Below are 17,343 nucleotides of genomic sequence, written 5' to 3' on the forward strand. Positions count from 1 at the left end.
CCGGATGCTACGGCGGGCGGTCCGGACCGGACAGGGCCGCACCGGAGGAACCGGGCCGGACCGCGCAACAGTTCCCCCCACCCTCCCGCCCGCATGGAAGAATGGCAGTATGGCTGAAAACTTTCCGGGCACAGACACGCCCGACAATGAACCCAAGACCGTATCCGTCCCCGACAAGCCCGCCCTTGAGGGGCTGGAAGCAACCCTGAGCCGCCGCTGGCGGGATGAGGGAACGTACGCGTTCAACGAAGACACCGTCCGCGAGGACGTCTACTCGATCGACACTCCCCCGCCCACGGCCTCCGGCTCGCTGCACGTGGGACACATGTTCTCCTACACGCAGACCGACGTCATGGCGCGTTACCAGCGCATGACCGGCAAGAACGTGTTCTACCCGATGGGCTGGGATGACAACGGCCTGCCCACCGAACGCCGGGTGCAGAACTACTACGGCGTCCGCTGCGATCCTACAAAGCCGTACGATCCGGACTACCGCCCGCCGGCTACCGCACCCAAGAACCAGCGCGACTTCGACGTGATTTCCCGCCGGAACTTCATTGAGCTGTGCGAAGAGCTGGCTGTGGAGGATGAAAAGGTCTTCGAGGACCTCTTCTCCACGCTGGGCCTGTCCGTTGACTGGACCCGCACCTACCGCACCATCGATGACAACTCCCGCGCCGTCAGCCAGCGCGCTTTCCTGGAGAACCTCAAGGCCGGGGACGCCTACATGTCCGAGGCTCCCACCCTGTGGGACGTCACGTTCCGCACCGCTGTGGCCCAGGCCGAGGTGGAGGACCGGGAACAGTCCGGCGCCTACCACCGCATCAGCTTCCATGCGCCGGACGGCGAAAAGGTCTTCATCGAGACCACCCGCCCCGAGCTGCTTCCGGCCTGCGTGGCCCTGGTGGCCCACCCCGACGACGAGCGCTATCAGCGCCTGTTCGGCACCAAGGTCACCTCCCCGCTGTTCGACGTCGAGGTAGAGGTGCGCGCACATCCGCTGGCCAAGCCGGACAAGGGCTCGGGCATCGCCATGATCTGTACCTTCGGCGACCAGACCGACGTCACCTGGTGGCGCGAGCTGAACCTGCCCACCCGCGCCGTCGTCGGTCGCGACGGACGCCTGCTGGCTGAGACCCCGGACTGGATCACCACGGAAAAGGCGAAGGAAAACTACGCCGCCGTGGCCGCCAAGACGGTCTTCAGCGCGAAGGAAGCCGTCGTCGAAATGCTGCGCGAAAGCGGAGACCTCGAGGGCGAACCCAAGAAGATCACCCACCCGGTCAACTTCTTCGAGAAGGGCGACAAGCCCCTCGAGGTCGTCACCAGCCGCCAGTGGTACATCCGCAACGGCGGCCGTGACGAGGACCGCCGCGCGGCCCTGATTGCCCGCGGCAAGGAGATCGACTTCCACCCGGCGTTCATGCGTTCGCGCTACGAAAACTGGATCGAAGGCCTGAACGGCGACTGGCTGGTCTCCCGCCAACGCTTCTTCGGTGTCCCGGTTCCCGTTTGGTATCCGCTGGATGCCTCGGGCAACCCGGATTATGACAACCCCGTTCTGCCGGCATCCGAGTCGCTGCCCGTGGACCCCGCCGCCGAGCCGGCTCCGGGCTACGAGGAATCCTCACGCAATCAGCCCGGAGGTTTCGTGGGTGATGCAGATGTCCTGGACACCTGGGCCACCTCTTCCCTCACCCCGCAGATTGTGGGCGGCTGGAGCCGCAATGAAGACCTCTTCAGCAAGGTCTTCCCGTTTGACCTGCGCCCGCAGGGCCACGACATCATCCGGACCTGGCTGTTCTCCTCCGTGGTTCGCGCCAATGCGCTCAACCACGCGGCACCGTGGAAGCACGCGGCCATCTCCGGCTGGATCCTGGACCCGGACCGCAAGAAGATGTCCAAGTCCAAGGGCAACGTCGTGGTTCCCACCGATGTGCTCAACGACTACGGATCCGACGCCGTGCGCTACTGGGCGGCCTCCGCCAAGCTGGGCGCGGACACGGCCTATGAGATTGCGCAGATGAAGATCGGCCGCCGTCTGGCCATCAAACTGCTCAACGCCTCGAAGTTCGTCCTGAACCTGGGTGCCACCGAGAAGAACGTCGTCACGGCGGACACTTCGGTGATCACCAACGCCCTGGACTCCGCCCTGCTGAAGCAGCTTGCTGAAGTGGTGAATGCTTCCACCGCAGCGTTTGAGCGTTACGACTACGCCAAGGCCCTGCAGCTGACCGAGTCCTTCTTCTGGTCCTTCACGGATGACTACGTGGAACTGATCAAGGACCGCGCCTACGGAGCCTTCGGCGAAGAGGAGCAGGCATCGGTGCTGGCCGCCCTGGCGACCACCCTGGATGCGCTGCTGCGCCTCTTTGCACCGTTCCTGCCCTTCGCCACCGAAGAGGTGTGGGGCTGGTGGCGCCACGGCTCGGTGCACCGCGCACCGTGGCCGAACGTTGACGCGCTGGCCACCGCGGTGGCAACGGCCGACGCCGGCATCCTCGCCACCGTGGCAACCGCCCTGGGCGGCATCCGCAAGGCCAAGTCCGAAGCCAAGGTCAAGCAGCGCACCGAGGTCCTCAGTGCCACGGTCACCGCATCCGCTGCACAGGTGGCGCAGCTGCAGGCCGGCCTGGCTGACCTCAAGGCGGCGGGCAACGTCCGCGAGCTGTCCCTGGCTGCCGGTGACGGCGAACTGGCTGTCTCCGACGTGGAGCTGGCTCCGGTGGAACCGGCCCCTGCGCCCGAGTAACAGACACAGCACAGGTTAAAACAGAACGCCCGGCCGGAGATTTCCGGCCGGGCGTTTTGTTTGCTGGAAGCAGCGGGCTTTAGTCGAACTGCGGGCTCTCGGAGCGGCTGCGCTTGAGTTCGAAGAACGCGGGGTTTGAGGCGAGCATGACGGCTCCGTCAAACATCCGGCCTGCTTCCTCTCCGCGCGGGATACGCGTCAGGACCGGCCCGAAGAAGGCGGTGCCGTTGAAGGCCACGATGGGGGTTCCGACGTCGTCGCCCACTTTGGAGATGCCCTCCTGGTGCGAGGCGCGCAGCTGGGTGTCGTACTTGTCGCTGTCCGCGAACTGGGCCAGCTCGGCCGGAAGGCCGACTTCCTCCAGGGACTCGCGGATGACGGCATCGAAATCATCGTTCTGTCCGATGTGGATCCGCGTACCTATGGCGTCGTAGAGCGGCTTGATGTACTGGTCGCCGTGCAGCTCCTTCGCAGCGGTGATTACGCGCACCGGCTTGATGGCAGCCTTCATGCGTTCCATGTAGTCGCCGGGCAGGTCCCGTCCCTCATTCAGGATGGACAGGCTCATGACATGCCACTGAGTGCTGACGTCGCGGACCTGCTCCACCTCGCCCATCCAGCGGGAGGTTACCCAGGCAAACGGGCAGATCGGATCAAACCAAAAGTCGGCTTTTGCTGCAGTATCGGGTGAGCTCACGGCACACTCCTTCGGGTCTCAAAAACGAAGCGGGCGGGCCGGTGCTCCCCCGCTGAAAGTAACAGCTGTTTGGGGCAACCGCGGATCAGGCGGATTTGTTCCGGCGCTTGGCTGCCACGGCCTGCGAAATGAGCGTGGGCTCTGCTTTGTTCGTGACCACGTCTTCGGTGATGACCACCGTGGCGACGTCCTCGCGGCTGGGCAGATCAAACATGACCGGCAGCAGGACCTCTTCCAGGATGGCCCGGAGTCCGCGCGCGCCGGTGCCGCGGGACAGCGCTGCGTCGGCGATCGCGTTCAGGGCAGCCGGTTCAAAGGTGAGTTCAACGCCGTCGAGCTGGAACATCCGCTGGTACTGCTTGACCAGGGCGTTCTTGGGTTCGGTGAGGATCCGGATCAGCGCCTCGCGGTCCAGGCTGGACACGGTGGTGATCACGGGAAGCCGGCCGATGAACTCGGGGATCAGGCCGAACTTCAGCAGGTCCTCCGGCATGACGTCGGCATAGGAATCTGCTTCCTTGGCGCTTTCGTTCAGGGGTGCGCCGAAGCCGATGCCCTTCCGGCCGGACCGGGAGCCGATGATTTCCTCAAGGCCGGCGAAGGCGCCGGCAACAATGAAGAGGACATTGGTGGTGTCGATCTGGATGAATTCCTGGTGCGGATGCTTGCGGCCGCCCTGCGGGGGAACGGAGGCGACCGTTCCTTCCAGGATTTTCAGCAGGGCCTGCTGCACGCCCTCGCCGGACACGTCGCGCGTGATGGAGGGGTTCTCGCTCTTGCGCGAGATCTTGTCAATCTCGTCGATGTAGATGATGCCCTGCTCGGCGCGCTTGACGTCATAGTCTGCGGCCTGGATGAGCTTGAGCAGGATGTTTTCCACGTCCTCGCCCACGTAGCCGGCTTCCGTGAGCGCGGTGGCGTCGGCGACGGCGAAGGGAACGTTCAGCCGCCGCGCGAGAGTCTGCGCAAGGTAGGTTTTGCCACAGCCGGTGGGGCCGATGAGGAGGATGTTTGACTTGCCGATTTCCACGTCGTCGGAGATGACTGCGTCCGACAGGTTGCCGGTGTTGCGCGGAGCGTGGCCGGCCTGGATGCGCTTGTAATGGTTGTACACGGCGACGGCGAGGGAACGCTTGGCCGGTTCCTGGCCGATGACGTACTCCTGAAGGGAGTCGAAGATTTCCCGGGGCTTGGGCAGCTCGAAGGTGCCCAGATCAGCTACCTCGGAGAGCTCCTCTTCGATGATCTCGTTGCAGAGGTCGATGCACTCGTCGCAAATGTAGACTCCGGGCCCGGCAATAAGCTTGCGAACCTGTTTCTGGCTCTTTCCGCAGAAAGAGCACTTGAGCAGATCCGTGCTCTCACCAATGCGAGCCATAATTCAGTCCCCTTAGATGGTCCATCGTTAAAACAGTGCCGGCATCCGTCCCGTGCGGGACAGCCGAAGGCCGGAGCCATGTTCCACTCTAGGACACTTGGTTCGGTGATACAGCAACCGAAAGGCCCGCGGTGCGTAATTTCGCACCGCGGGCCTTGGGGAGGCTTACATTCGGTTGATGGCCGGAGTCTTGATCTTCCGGGAGTCCAGCACCTGGTCGATCAGTCCGTACTCCATAGCGCCGGCGGCCGTGAGAATCTTGTCACGCTCGATGTCCCGGTTCACTTCTTCGGACGTGTGGTTGGAGTGCAGGGCCAGGGTGTCTTCCAGCCAGGTCCGCATGCGCATGACCTCGGCTGCCTGGATTTCCAGGTCCGAAGCCTGACCACGCTCGCCGCCGCCAAGGGCCGGCTGGTGGATCAGCACGCGGGCGTTCGGCAGGGCCAGGCGCTTGCCCGGCGTACCTGCTGCCAGCAGCACCGCAGCGGCGCTGGCCGCCTGGCCCAGGCAGACCGTCTGGATTTCCGGGCGGATGTACTGCATGGTGTCGTAAATGGCCGTCATGGCCGTGAACGAACCGCCCGGGGAGTTGATGTACAGCGTGATGTCGCGGTCCGGGTCGTTCGACTCGAGAACCAGGAGCTGTGCCATCACGTCATCGGCGGAGGCGTCGTCTACCTGGACACCCAGGAAGATGATGCGGTCCTCAAACAGCTTGGTGTACGGGTCCTGGCGCTTGAAGCCGTACGGCGTGCGCTCTTCGAACTGCGGCAATACGTAGCGGTTGGATGGCATCTGCGGTGCCGCACCGCCTGCGGTTCCAAAATTCATGTTCATTGCTTTACTCCTGAAGTCTAAGAAAGGTGCGCTGGGAGGAAGGGAGGGTTAGTCCTCGGCCGGAGCCGCGCCCTTGTCCTGATCCGTTCCGCCGCCGCCGGTGACGCCGCCTGCATGGGCGGAGATCTTGTCGAAGAATCCGTACTCCAGTGCTTCCTGGGCCGTGAACCACTTGTCGCGGTCGTTGTCCTTCAGGATGGTCTCCACCGTCTGGCCGGTCTGCTCGGCAGTCAGTTCCGCCATGACCTGCTTCATGTGAAGGATCAGTTCTGCCTGAATCCGGATATCGGAGGCGGTGCCGCCGATGCCGCCGGAAGGCTGGTGCATCAGGATGCGTGCGTGCGGCGTGGCGTAGCGCTTGCCCTTGGTGCCCGAGGACAGCAGGAACTGGCCCATGGATGCGGCCAGGCCGGTTGCCACGGTGACCACGTCGTTCGGGATGAACTGCATGGTGTCGTAGATGGCCATGCCGGCCGTCACGGATCCACCGGGAGAGTTGATGTAGAGGAAGATGTCCTTTTCAGGGTCCTCGGCGGAGAGCAGCAGCAGCTGAGAGCAGATGGCGTTGGCGTTGTCATCGCGGACTTCAGAGCCCAACCAGATGATCCGCTCACGCAGCAGACGATTGTAGATGTAGTCGTCCCGGCTAGCCGGGTCCACCGTTGCCATTGTGGGTGTGTTGGGTGCAATTGCCATACTGAGTGACCTCTCGCTCTGGCGGGGTACAGAACCGCTAACCGCGTCAGCTGGTCCCGCCGTTTATCTCTTCTAGGACCCTAACCTGTTACGGCTGTGATCTGCTCCCGTTTTGCTGACTGTTCGCTGACGGCGCACGATGCCCGTCACAGCGCTGGACAAGCCCGGTCACACCGTCCCCGGTCAGCAAAAAAGCGCCGCCGGCCCTTTTCAGGGCCGGCGGCGCTTCTGGAGTGACCCGGGGTCACGGTCTCCTCTTGAAGGAGACTATGCCTTGTCGTCGCTCTTGGACTCTTCGGCAACCTCGGCCTCGGGGGCTTCGGTTTCAGCTTCAGCGGCCGGTGCTTCTTCGCCTGCGGGGCGGACGAAGTCGGTCAGGTCGATCTCGGCACCGGTGGTGTCGGTGACCTTGGCCAGCTCCAGGACCTTGGCGAGGGCCTTGCGGCGGCGGACTTCGCCAACCATCATCGGAACCTGGCCGCTCTGGTCGATCAGCTGGGCGAACTGGTTCGGATCCATGCCGTACTGGCCGGCAGCGGACACGATGTAGTCGATCAGCTCGTTCTGGCTGACTCCCAGCTCTTCCTTGTCAGCAACTGCATCAAGGATGATCTCGTTCTTGAAGGCAGCGGCGGTGTTCTCGCGAACTTCGGCGCGGTGCTCTTCGGTGTCGTGATCGGCAGCCTGGGTCTGTGCGCCCTCAGAGCTGAAGTGCTGTTCCAGCTGCTCTTCGATGACGGACTCCGGAACCGGAACCTCGATCATTTCCAGCAGCTTTTCCAGGACCTTGTCGCGGGCTTCGACGCCCTGCTCCATGAGCTTGGACTCAGCGGCACGCTTGGTCAGGTCTTCGCGCAGTTCTTCGATGGTGTCGAATTCGCTGGCCAGCTGGGCAAAGTCGTCGTCGGCTTCGGGAAGCTCGCGCTCCTTGACAGCCTTGATGGTGACCGTGACGGTGGCGTCTTCGCCGGCGTGCTCGCCGCCTGCCAGCTTCGTCTCGAAGGTGGCGGATTCCTCGGCGGACAGGCCGGTGACTGCTTCGTCCATGCCCTCAAGCATGGTGCCGGCGCCTACCTGGTAGGACAGGTCCGCAGCGGAGTCGACCTCCTCGTCGCCCACCTTGGCTACGAGATCCATGGTGAGGAAGTCGCCCTCGGCGGCGGGACGGTCAACGGACTTCAGGGTGCCGAAGCGGCCGCGGAGTTCGTCCAGGGCCTTGGTGACGTCGTCGTCGGAAGCTTCAGCCGGCTCAACGGTGACCTCGAGGCCGGAGTAATCCGGGAGCTCGATTTCGGGGCGGATGTCCAGCTCAACGTTGAAAACCAGCTGGCCTTCGTCGGTGGCGGGGTCCGGAACTTCACTGATTTCCACCTCGGGGCGGCTCAGCGGACGGATGCCCGTTTCCTGCACAGCTTCCTGGTAGAAGCCGTTCAGGCCGTCGTTGATGGCGGTTTCCAGGACGTAGCCGCGGCCGACGCGCTGGTCGATGAGCCTGTTGGGGACCTTGCCCTTGCGGAAGCCGGGTACCTGCACCTGGGTGGCGACGGTCTTGTAGGCCTCGTCAATGCTCGGCTTCAGTTCCTCAAACGGAACTTCCACAACGAGCTTTACCCGCGTGGGTGTGAGGTTTTCTACAGCGCTCTTCACAGCGTAGTTCTCCTGAGGGTTCTGGGATTGGGTCTGCACCATGTGTACTACAGAGTCGGGGTGACAGGATTTGAACCTGCGACTTCCTGCTCCCAAAGCAGGCGCTCTTCCAAGCTGAGCTACACCCCGTCAGTGCACCTGACAGCCTACCGGCAGAAAGCGCCCTGTGCACAATTTGATGTGGCCCGGCCCTCCCCGGAGGCCGATTCGGGAAGGGATTTCCGAACCGCTGAAATACCGTGCTAAGGTAAAACCTGCCTCAAGGCGCCGGGGATGTAGCTCAATGGTAGAGCCTCAGTTTTCCAAACTGATCACGCGGGTTCGATTCCCGTCATCCCCTCAGCAAAATATAACCGGCAATTGTCGGCTTCGAAAGGGTCCTGCACTTACGTGCGGGGCCCTTTTTGTTTGCCTTCACGAACCGCAGGCAGGCCCGAAGCGGCCAATAAGGTCCCCGACAGAGCAATTCGAGGCTTTCCCCGTCCCTTTTTCCCTGCGCGCAGCTATTCTTCCCGCATGGGGAAGAACCGCCTGACAGCCGCCATCCTTGCCTTCTCATTCCTGGGCCTTCCGCTGGCCGGATGTTCCACTGAAGAGCACCCCGGACCGGAAGAAGCCGTCGCCTCGCTGGCGGACGGGCTCTCCCGCGTGGACGTCACCGGAAACGAGTTTGCCGGTTCAACCGTCGAGGCCGTGAACGGCATGCTGGAGTACGTGGTCTCCGGCATGAAGATAAAACCCTCCGTCACAGTGTCAAAAATCGACGAAGTCTCAGCCGACGAGGCCGTAGCCACCTTGAAATACGTATGGGACGTCAACGCGTCAACGGAGGACTACAGCTACGAGACCACGGTGACCTTGGAACGCGGAAGGGACACCGGCTGGCAAACCCGTTTCCGTTCCACCACGGTGCATCCGGACCTTGGTCCGTGGCAGAGGCTGGTGCGCACGGCATCCCCGCCCACGCGTGCGGACATTCTGGGCGCCGGCGGATCCGTGCTGGTGCGAGACTGGCCGGTTTGGCGGGTAGGCCTGGACAAGTCGGTGCTGGGCGGACATGAGTACGCCGCTTCGGTCTTTTACCTTTCCCTCTTCCTGGGGCTGGATGCGGACGCACTCACGGCAAAAGTCCAGGCTGCCGGGCCCGATGAGTTCGTTGAAGTCACTACCGTGCGCCAGGACAAGGTGTCACCGTCCTTCGATTCAGAGATCGCAACCATTCCCGGCGCCGATGCGCTTCCGGAAAGGCAGGTACTGGGCCCCAGCCCCGGCTTTGCGGCAGACCTGTTGGGGACGGTGGGGCCCGCAACAGATGAGATGGCCGCTGACAGTCTGCTGGCTCCGGGGGACCTTACCGGGCTCTCCGGACTCCAGCGTGAATACGATCCCCAGCTCAGGGGCTCAGACGCGGTGACCGTTCGTGTCCTGAACGCGGACAACACTCCTTCTCCGCCTCTTTTTGAAGCACCGGCGGAACCCGGCGTGGCCCTGGAGACCACCCTTGACCTGGGGATCCAGTCCCAGGCAGATGCCCTCCTTTCCGACACACCCGGTGCTTCACTGGTGGCAGTCCAGCCCTCCACCGGCAATGTCCTGGCCGTCGCCAATTCATCCGGAGGCAAGGGGACCCAGGCTGCCTTGCTGGGCGAATACTCCCTGGGGAGTTCGCTCCTCCCGGTTACCGAGCTGGCCCGGCTCCGTGCAGGCGGAGCGGGAGGAACCGAAGAACCTGATATTCCCGCTGATGCGGAGCTGGCGGCAGCGGCTCGGAGCCTGGGGCTGGGTACAGCAGAGGGTCTGGGGACACCGGCCTTCTACGGCGGAGTGCCCGACGGCGGAGCCGGGCAGAGAGCGGCCGCGGATGTTCCGGGAACGGCACTCGCGTCACCTTTCGCCGTGGCAGCCGTGGCGGCCTCGGTGGGCAGGGGTGCCAGGGTCTCTCCCGTGCTGGTCCTTAACCCTGAGGCTCGGCAGGACTCCGGGGACGGAGAGACTGAGCCCGCAGCGTCCGCCGACGACACCCCGGCACTGTCCGCCGACGAGGCGGAACAGCTGCAGTCGATTCTGCGCGCCAATGTGGCCGGCGGGGGTGCCTCGGAGGAGTTGGAGGTCCTGGGATACGTCTCCGGCAAACCTGTCATGGCCGCGGCAGGCACGGCTGGGACCGGCGGGGAGAAGCCCGACCACGCCTGGGTGGCGGCCATCCAGGGCGATCTCGCCGTCGCCGTCTTCCTGCCCGGAAGCTCCGCTGACGCAGTGGCCGTGGCAGCGGCGTTCCTTGAGGCCCTGGCGGGATAGCGGCAGGACGGGAGGAGCTTAGCTTCAGCGTTCCTGGCAACTCGGGCACCAGTACAGCTTCCGGGCACCCATCTCAGTGCCGGCAACGGCCGTTCCGCAGCGGCGGCACGGCAGGCCCGTGCGCTTGTAAACGTAATGGGCGTCTGCCACCGGCACCGGTTCGGCCGCACTGTCACGGTCCTCAGGAGCGGTGGTGATGATCCGGCCTTCGGCCACTCCGTTGCGCATGAGGGCAGCTGTATCAGCCCAGAGGGCCGCTGCCTCGTCTTCCCGCACATCCTTGCCCAGCCGCCACGGGGAAAGCCGCTGCCGGAAAAGCACCTCGGCACGGTAGACGTTCCCCACACCCGCCAGCACCTCCTGGTTCATCAGCAGCAGGCCCACGGGAGACGCCCGGCGACGCACCCGGGCAGCGAAGTCCCCGCCGTCGGAACCGTCCTGCAGCGGATCCGGCCCGAGCCGGGCAACTACGGCGGCACGTTCGGACTCGGTAATCACTTCGCACGCCGTGGGCCCGCGAAGGTCAGCCCAGCCGTGTTCCGAGACGAGGCGCACACGCACCGCCCCTTTGGGCGCGGGCGGGCCGGCGTAGGCACCGCCGTCGTCGTCGGAGGCTATCTCCCGCTCCCCCACCTTGCGCGGGGCACCGATGCTGGAGGCACCCAGAAAGGTGGAGTCGCCGCCGAAATCAAAGGCGCCGTACAAACCGAGGTGGATGCGCAGGTACAGGTCGTTGTCGAAACCCAGGAAGAGCTGTTTCCCGTGGGCCCATGCGTCAACCAGGACGTGGCCGTCAAGACGCTCGGCACCGGCGGCGAAACGCCCCTGCGGACTGGATACTGCCAGCCGGTGCCCGGCAAACACTGAAGTGAACTGCCGGGCAAGCCGGTGGATGGAATGCCCCTCAGGCATCAGGGCGCCGCGATGGTACCGGTGGTCTCGTACTCGGCAATCTTCGCGATGCGGCGGTTGTGGCGCTCGGCGTTGCTGTAGGGCTCGGCAAGGAAGGCCTCGATAATTTCGGTAGCTTCCTCCACCGTGTGCTGGCGGCCGCCCACCGCAATGACGTTCGCATCATTGTGCTCGCGGGCCAGCTTGGCGGTGGAAAGGTTCCAGGCGAGGGCGGCGCGGATGCCGCGGACCTTGTTGGCTGCAATCTGCTCGCCGTTTCCGGAGCCGCCCAGCACGATGCCCAGAGCATCAACGCCGCTCTGCTGGTCAACCACCACGGCTTCGGCAGCCGCGATGCAGAACGCCGGGTAATCATCCTCGGCGTCATAAACCTGCGGGCCGTGATCCACCATCTCGTAGCCCTTGTCCCGAAGGTGCGCCAGGAGGTGGGCACTGAGTTCCATGCCCGCGTGGTCGGTTGCAATGTGGACGCGCATGTTCCATCCGTTTCATGTCTGGGAAAATCGTGCGATTCCAGCCTAGCCGGTGGCCGGACTTCTGCCGCCCGGCAACATTTCCGCGTTCCTTTCTTTCCTGAGCGGGAACCAGTGAGACAATGTTGCAATTGTCACAAGCCGTCAGGCCCGGTTCCCTCAGGCGGGGTTCAAGGGACGACGGACACCATTTCGCATATTGGAAAGGCATCACCTTGCCAGGTATGAATCTCACGCGCTCAGAAGCCCGTGAACGAGCAGAACTGATCAGCGTCGAATCCTATGACGTGAACCTTGACCTCACCCGCGGGGATGAAGTCTTTGGCAGCACCACCGTGGTGCGGTTCTCCGCACAGCAGGGCGCGTCCACGTTCATTGACGCCGTGACTTCAGCCGTCCACCGGGTCACCCTGAACGGCGTGGACCTGGATCCCGCCGAGGTCTCCGACGGCGTCCGCATCTCCCTGCCGAACCTCGCCGCATCCAATGAACTCGTGGTTGAAGCCGATGCCTTCTACATGAACACCGGCGAAGGCCTGCACCGGTTCGTGGATCCGGTGGACAACGAGGTGTACCTCTACTCCCAGTTTGAGGTTCCCGACTCCCGCCGGATGTTCACCGTCTTTGAGCAGCCCGACCTGAAGGCAACATTCCGCTTTACCGTCACGGCGCCGTCGCACTGGGATGTCATCTCCAACTCCGCCACTCCGGAGCCGGTTGCGGCAGGTTCCCTGCAGGAGGACGGCAAGAACGCCACCTGGTCCTTCGAGCCGACTCCGCGCATTTCCTCCTACATCACTGCACTGATCGCCGGACCGTACCAGTCGGTGCGCAGCGAGCTCACCAGCTCCGACGGCCGAGTGATTCCGCTGGGCGTCTTTGCCCGCAAGTCGCTCATGCAGCACCTGGATGCTGAAAACGTCTTTGAACTGACCCGGCAGGGCTTCGAGTTCTACGAAAAGCAGTTCGGCACGCCGTACCCGTTTGCCAAGTACGATCAGCTGTTTGTTCCGGAATTCAACGCCGGTGCCATGGAAAATGCCGGAGCCGTGACTTTCCTGGAAAGCTATGTCTTCCGTTCCCGCGTCCCCGAGGCCACCGTGGAACGCCGGGCCGTGACCATCCTGCATGAGCTGGCGCACATGTGGTTCGGCGACCTGGTCACCATGCGCTGGTGGAACGACCTGTGGCTGAACGAGTCCTTCGCCGAGTTCATGTCCACTCTTGCCGCAGCGGATGCAACCGAGTTCAAGCAGTCCTGGACCACGTTCGCGTCCATGGAGAAGGCCTGGGCCTACCGCCAGGACCAGCTGCCCACCACGCACCCGATCGTCGCCGAAATCCGCGACCTGGAAGACGTGCAGGTGAACTTCGACGGCATCACCTATGCCAAGGGCGCCTCAGTGCTCAAGCAGCTGGTGGCCTGGGTGGGCCAGGACCAGTTCATGGCCGGTGTCCGCGAGTACTTCGGCAAGCATGCCTGGGGCAACACCGAGCTGAAGGACCTCCTTTCGGAACTGGAAACCGCCAGCGGCCGCGATCTGAAGGAATGGTCCGAGCTGTGGCTGGAGACCGCCGGCGTCAACACCCTGCGCCCGGAACTGGACGTGGACGACGACGGCGTCATCACCTCGTTCGCTGTCCTCCAGAGCGCTGTGGCCGAGTACCCGACCCTGCGGCCGCACCGGCTGGCCATCGGTTTCTACGAGACCGGCGAGGACGGCCAGCTGCACCGCACCCACCGCGTGGAGCTGGATATCGACGGCGAACGCACTAACGTTCCGGAGCTCGTTGGACGGGCACGTCCGGACCTGGTGCTGCTGAACGACGATGACCTGGCCTACGCCAAGATCCGGCTGGATGAGCAGTCCCTGCACACCGCTGTCCGGCACCTGCGGGATATCGCGGAATCACTCCCCCGCACCTTGGTCTGGGCTTCGGCCTGGGACGCTGCGCGTGACGGCGAGACTCCCGCCCGCGACTATGTGGAACTGGTCCTGCAGAACATTGGTTCCGAGTCCGATTCCTCAGTGGTCCAGGTGCTGCTGCGCCAGCTCGCCACCACGCTGGCATTCTACGTTGCCCCGTCGGAGCAGGAAGCAATGACCGCCGCAGCCGCCGACAGCCTGTGGGAACTGGCCGCTGCCGCGGCTCCGGGCTCCGATTCCCAGCTGCAGTTCCTGAAGTCCTTCGCGGGCCACGCGGTGACGGACGGACACCTGGATACGCTCTGGGGCCTGCTCAACGGTGACCGGACGCTGGAAGGCCTGAACATTGACGCGGACCTGCGCTGGGAACTGCTGACCGGACTGGTTGCCGGCGGCCGTCTGGGCGAAGCGGACATTGCCGCTGAGCTGGAGCAGGACGCCACGGCCACCGGCCAGCTGGCCGCTGCCATGGCCCGCGCCGCGGTGCCCACGGCCGAGGCCAAGGCTGCCGCGTGGGAGGCCATCGTTGACCGCACGGACATGCCCAACGCCGCCCAGCGTTCAGCCATTGTCGGCTTCAGCCGCGTCCATGACACGGCACTGCTGGAGCCCTACGCGGAGAAGTATTTCGCGTCCGTGCGCGAGGTCTGGAACACGCGGACCCACGAAATTGCCCAGCAGATTGTCACCGGCCTGTACCCCTCCCGGTTGACCACGCAGGCCACCGTGGACGCCACTGACGCGTTCCTGGAATCCCTCGGCGACGAGGCTCCCTCGCTGCGCCGGCTGCTGCTGGAGAGCCGCGACGGCGTGGTCCGTGCCTTGAAGGCCCAGGCCGCGGACAAGTAGGAGACCGGAAGCAGCAGAAGCCGGTACGTAAGAGAATCAGGTAAGTAAAGCCGACGGCGGTGCGCGCAGGACTGTTCTGCAGCGCACCGCCGTCGGCCTGTCCCAGACGAATTCATACACACGAGAAATGCCAGGAGCCATGGATCTTTCCGAACACCGGTACGCAATTTCCCTGGAATGGACGGGGAACCGCGGCGAGGGCACCAAGACGTACCGGGGCTACGGCCGCGATCACGTCATCCGCGCTGCCGGCCTGCCTGATCTGGCCGGCACCGCCGATCCCACCTTTCACGGCGACCGGCACCGCTGGAATCCGGAACAGCTGCTGCTCACGGCACTCTCGCAGTGCCACATGCTGTCCTACCTGCACGTTGCCGTGAAGCACGGCATCACCGTGGTGGCCTACTCCGACGACGCCGAAGGCACCCTGCGCCTGAACCGGGACGGCAGCGGCGAGTTCACGGGTGCGGTGCTGCGGCCGCGGGTCACCGTGACAGCAGACAGCTCAGCTGCGGCCGCCGCGGAACTGCACGCGGAAGCCAACCGGCTGTGTTTCATTGCCCGCAGCGTGAACTTTCCGGTGCTGCACCAACCCGAAATACTTGTGGCCGGCTAGACCAGGCCGGTGTTGCCGGTTTCCCCCAGCGCAGCAAGCAACGCCGTTTCCCGGGCAGCGGACAGTCCCGACTTCCGTTCCCGGTGCAGCCCCCGGGCCTGCTCATCGGCCAGGACGTCGCGGACCGTGTGCTCAACGGGGCGCAGGCTAAGACCCGCCTCCAGTGCAGCGGCATTGGAACGGGAGGAAAAACCGTCATACTCCGGCGGCAGCCACAGCGGCAGTGATTCGCTGCCCGCCCAGTAGGCAACACCCTGCTCATGCAGCCACTGCGGGTCCGCAGTGCGGAAGCTCCCGTGAAACTCCGCGGCGTCGGTAGCCAGGGACAGCAGTTCGCCGAAGGGCACAGAGGGCCCCATGACGTTGAACGTGCCCGACCTCGCATCCTCGGCTCCGGTGATCAGCCACAGCGCCAGGTCACGCACATCCACGGTCTGGGTCATGGCCTCGGCCATGGGCGGCATCAGGACAGGGCTGCGTTCCTGCGCCACGCGTGCCGGCCAGTAACCAAACCGGTCGCTTTCATCTTCCGGCCCGGCGATCAGCCCGGGCCGGGTGATAAGGACATTCGCCGGGCCCAGATCCCGCACCAGGAGTTCGCAGGCAACCTTGGCCCGGCCGTATTCGTTGTCCGCCGGATCCGAAAACACTCCGTCAACTGCTTCCAGCGCAGGAACCAGGTCGGCACTTTCGTCCTCGCCCGGAGTGCTGTTGGACGCGTACACCGAGGACGTGGAGACAAAGGACCAATGGCTGCTGCGTCCGGCCAGCGCCTGCAGCGCGTCCTGAACCTGCGCCGGCTTGCGGGCGACGTCGATCACTGCGTCCCAGCCTCCGTCGAGCCCGTCATAGGCGGCGGCGCCGTCCTCCCGGTCCGCGGAGACAAAGGCCGCACCGGTGACGGGCGGCCCCGACTCTCCGCGGGCGAGGCATGTGACGTCATGGCCGCGGGCCACTGCCTGCCGGGCAACTTCACGGGACAAAAACCGGGTTCCACCAAGAATGAGGATGCGCATGTTGGGAGCCTATCCCGGTAGCCTTGTCTGTGCCCGCAGCTTGCTTGCCAACACGGCAGACAAGCGACCCCGAATGAAAGGGACGGTAACCGTCCGTTGCTGACCGCCGCAGAAATCGACACCTCTTCCATCACCATTCAGGACTTTGACTGGTCCGGCCTGATCGAGGCCGGAGTCATTATCGTGATCGGGCTGCTGGTCTGGACGGCAGCGAGGTTCCTGATCAACCGCGTTGTCGAGCGTGCCCAGAAGGGGTACGCGCTCTTCAGCTCGTCCAAGCTGAAATGGGCGCAGCCGGTGATGCGGAACCTGGACAAGAAGCGCCGCGCCCAGCGTGCGGACACCATCGGTGCGCTCCTGCGCAGTGCGGTGAGCCTGTGCATTTGGACCGTGGTGATCATCATGGTGCTCGGCGCCGTCGGCATCAACATCGCTCCGCTGATCGCGAGCGTGGGAATTGTGGGCATCACCCTTGGTTTCGGCGCCCGCGAACTGATCCGCGACGCCCTGGCCGGATTCTTCATCACCATCGAGGACCAGTACGGCATCGGTGACGTGATTGAGGTGGGCGACACGATCGGCACCGTGCAGTCTGTGGGCATCCGCATCACCCGCATCGTCGATGAGCGCGGCGTCATCTGGTACATCCGCAACGGGGAGCTGGCCAAGGTCGGCAACCGTTCCCAGGGCAGCTACCGCGAGCCGGAGGCAGCTCCCGCCGAGCACACCGGTCCCGCCGCTGCCCCCACCTCTGCCGCTGCCTCTGCTAAGGGAGATTCATAATGAGCACACCTTCCGAAAACCGGCCCGCCATGCCGCTGTCCGTGCAGCCGGCGTTCTCGCAGCCGGCCTACACGGAGAATTTCTACGATGCCGTGGGCGGACACGCCACCTTCGTAAAACTCGTGGACGTCTTTTACTCCGGCGTGGCCGATGATCCGCTGATGCGGCCCATGTATCCGGAAGAGGACCTGACCGCCGCCAAGGATCGTCTGCGGGGCTTCCTCGAGCAGTATTGGGGCGGGCCCAAGACGTATTCCGAGGAACGCGGACACCCCCGGCTGCGGATGCGGCACATGCCCTTCGCCGTCACGCCCCAGGCCCGTGACGCGTGGCTGAAGCACATGCGCGACGCCGTCGACACTCTGGAGCTCTCCCCGCTGCACGAAGCAACGCTCTGGGATTACCTGGAGCGAGCCGCGCACTCCATGGTCAATTCCGCCTAGCCGGCCCGAAACCGCCCG

14 protein-coding genes and 2 tRNA genes are annotated in these 17,343 nt (G+C 64.4%); 7 read left to right on the plus strand and 9 right to left on the minus strand.

Annotated elements, in window-relative coordinates; all coding sequences use genetic code 11:
- Positions 1-109: 109 nt before the first annotated feature.
- A complete protein-coding gene (gene valS, locus AC4D2Q_RS12910; protein ID WP_490946815.1) occupies positions 110-2,752 on the plus strand; it encodes a valine--tRNA ligase in 2,643 nt (880 codons plus the stop codon).
- A gap of 79 nt (positions 2,753-2,831) precedes the next feature.
- Here the strand turns inward: valS and AC4D2Q_RS12915 are convergent, their stop codons facing one another.
- The 6 genes from AC4D2Q_RS12915 to AC4D2Q_RS12940 all read right to left on the minus strand — a co-directional run bounded on the left by AC4D2Q_RS12915 (position 2,832) and on the right by AC4D2Q_RS12940 (position 8,136).
- On the minus strand, positions 2,832-3,449 hold the full coding sequence (locus AC4D2Q_RS12915; protein ID WP_490946816.1) for a mycothiol-dependent nitroreductase Rv2466c family protein: 618 nt from the start codon (positions 3,447-3,449) through the stop codon (positions 2,832-2,834).
- Positions 3,450-3,534: 85 nt separating this feature from the next.
- On the minus strand, positions 3,535-4,827 hold the full coding sequence (clpX, locus tag AC4D2Q_RS12920; RefSeq protein WP_400928123.1) for an ATP-dependent Clp protease ATP-binding subunit ClpX: 1,293 nt from the start codon (positions 4,825-4,827) through the stop codon (positions 3,535-3,537).
- 165 nt (positions 4,828-4,992) lie between these two features.
- Entirely contained in the window at positions 4,993-5,664 is a 672-nt protein-coding gene (locus AC4D2Q_RS12925) for an ATP-dependent Clp protease proteolytic subunit (protein ID WP_490925854.1), read from the minus strand.
- A 48-nt stretch (positions 5,665-5,712) separates the two neighbouring features.
- Positions 5,713-6,333 carry an ATP-dependent Clp protease proteolytic subunit gene (locus tag AC4D2Q_RS12930; protein WP_104054784.1) on the minus strand — a complete coding sequence of 207 codons (621 nt, stop codon included), beginning with the start codon at positions 6,331-6,333 and terminating at the stop codon, positions 5,713-5,715.
- Between the two features lie 294 nt (positions 6,334-6,627).
- Entirely contained in the window at positions 6,628-8,007 is a 1,380-nt protein-coding gene (gene tig / locus AC4D2Q_RS12935) for a trigger factor (RefSeq protein ID WP_490946817.1), read from the minus strand.
- A 55-nt stretch (positions 8,008-8,062) separates the two neighbouring features.
- A tRNA-Pro gene (locus tag AC4D2Q_RS12940) sits at positions 8,063-8,136 on the minus strand.
- A 140-nt stretch (positions 8,137-8,276) separates the two neighbouring features.
- Here AC4D2Q_RS12940 and AC4D2Q_RS12945 point away from each other — a divergent pair.
- Positions 8,277-8,347, plus strand: a tRNA-Gly gene (locus AC4D2Q_RS12945).
- A 176-nt stretch (positions 8,348-8,523) separates the two neighbouring features.
- The gene (locus AC4D2Q_RS12950) at positions 8,524-10,305 is read left to right on the plus strand and encodes an NTF2-like N-terminal transpeptidase domain-containing protein (protein ID WP_490946819.1); all 1,782 of its coding nucleotides are present in this window, start codon (positions 8,524-8,526) and stop codon (positions 10,303-10,305) included.
- Positions 10,306-10,329: 24 nt separating this feature from the next.
- On the opposite strand, the gene AC4D2Q_RS12955 is transcribed toward AC4D2Q_RS12950, so the two are convergent.
- Positions 10,330-11,217: an Fpg/Nei family DNA glycosylase gene (locus tag AC4D2Q_RS12955; protein WP_490946820.1), complete on the minus strand. Its 888-nt coding sequence runs from the start codon at positions 11,215-11,217 to the stop codon at positions 10,330-10,332.
- The gene (locus AC4D2Q_RS12960; RefSeq protein ID WP_490946821.1) at positions 11,217-11,693 is read right to left on the minus strand and encodes a ribose-5-phosphate isomerase; all 477 of its coding nucleotides are present in this window, start codon (positions 11,691-11,693) and stop codon (positions 11,217-11,219) included. Before AC4D2Q_RS12960 ends, AC4D2Q_RS12955 begins: the two co-directional genes overlap by 1 nt.
- Positions 11,694-11,914: 221 nt before the next feature.
- On the opposite strand from AC4D2Q_RS12960, the gene pepN reads away from it, so the two are divergent.
- Both pepN and AC4D2Q_RS12970 read left to right on the plus strand, forming a co-directional pair.
- On the plus strand, positions 11,915-14,467 hold the full coding sequence (gene pepN, locus AC4D2Q_RS12965) for an aminopeptidase N (RefSeq protein ID WP_490946823.1): 2,553 nt from the start codon (positions 11,915-11,917) through the stop codon (positions 14,465-14,467).
- 139 nt (positions 14,468-14,606) lie between these two features.
- A complete protein-coding gene (locus tag AC4D2Q_RS12970; RefSeq protein ID WP_490946824.1) occupies positions 14,607-15,083 on the plus strand; it encodes an OsmC family protein in 477 nt (158 codons plus the stop codon).
- Here AC4D2Q_RS12970 and AC4D2Q_RS12975 read toward each other — a convergent pair.
- Entirely contained in the window at positions 15,080-16,099 is a 1,020-nt protein-coding gene (locus AC4D2Q_RS12975; protein WP_490946825.1) for an NAD-dependent epimerase/dehydratase family protein, read from the minus strand. The genes AC4D2Q_RS12970 and AC4D2Q_RS12975 overlap by 4 nt on opposite strands.
- 96 nt (positions 16,100-16,195) lie before the next feature.
- Between AC4D2Q_RS12975 and AC4D2Q_RS12980 the strand changes: the two genes are divergently transcribed.
- On the plus strand, positions 16,196-16,882 hold the full coding sequence (locus tag AC4D2Q_RS12980; protein ID WP_490946826.1) for a mechanosensitive ion channel family protein: 687 nt from the start codon (positions 16,196-16,198) through the stop codon (positions 16,880-16,882).
- Complete coding sequence (locus AC4D2Q_RS12985; protein ID WP_490946827.1) at positions 16,882-17,325, plus strand: globin; 444 nt, start codon at positions 16,882-16,884, stop codon at positions 17,323-17,325. Before AC4D2Q_RS12980 ends, AC4D2Q_RS12985 begins: the two co-directional genes overlap by 1 nt.
- The last annotated feature ends 18 nt before the right edge of the window (positions 17,326-17,343 follow it).

Source organism: Arthrobacter sp. TJ-178, from assembly GCF_058269275.1.

Coding starts and splice junctions, on each gene's coding strand:
- AC4D2Q_RS12975 (WP_490946825.1), bottom strand. CDS start 16,099: ATGCGCATCCTCATTCTTGGTGGAACCCGGTTTTTGTCCCGTGAAGTT.
- AC4D2Q_RS12970 (WP_490946824.1), top strand. CDS start 14,607: ATGGATCTTTCCGAACACCGGTACGCAATTTCCCTGGAATGGACGGGG.
- AC4D2Q_RS12985 (WP_490946827.1), top strand. CDS start 16,882: ATGAGCACACCTTCCGAAAACCGGCCCGCCATGCCGCTGTCCGTGCAG.
- valS (WP_490946815.1), top strand. CDS start 110: ATGGCTGAAAACTTTCCGGGCACAGACACGCCCGACAATGAACCCAAG.
- clpX (WP_400928123.1), bottom strand. CDS start 4,827: ATGGCTCGCATTGGTGAGAGCACGGATCTGCTCAAGTGCTCTTTCTGC.
- AC4D2Q_RS12925 (WP_490925854.1), bottom strand. CDS start 5,664: ATGAACATGAATTTTGGAACCGCAGGCGGTGCGGCACCGCAGATGCCA.
- AC4D2Q_RS12960 (WP_490946821.1), bottom strand. CDS start 11,693: ATGCGCGTCCACATTGCAACCGACCACGCGGGCATGGAACTCAGTGCC.
- AC4D2Q_RS12930 (WP_104054784.1), bottom strand. CDS start 6,333: ATGGCAACGGTGGACCCGGCTAGCCGGGACGACTACATCTACAATCGT.
- AC4D2Q_RS12955 (WP_490946820.1), bottom strand. CDS start 11,217: ATGCCTGAGGGGCATTCCATCCACCGGCTTGCCCGGCAGTTCACTTCA.
- AC4D2Q_RS12950 (WP_490946819.1), top strand. CDS start 8,524: ATGGGGAAGAACCGCCTGACAGCCGCCATCCTTGCCTTCTCATTCCTG.
- pepN (WP_490946823.1), top strand. CDS start 11,915: ATGAATCTCACGCGCTCAGAAGCCCGTGAACGAGCAGAACTGATCAGC.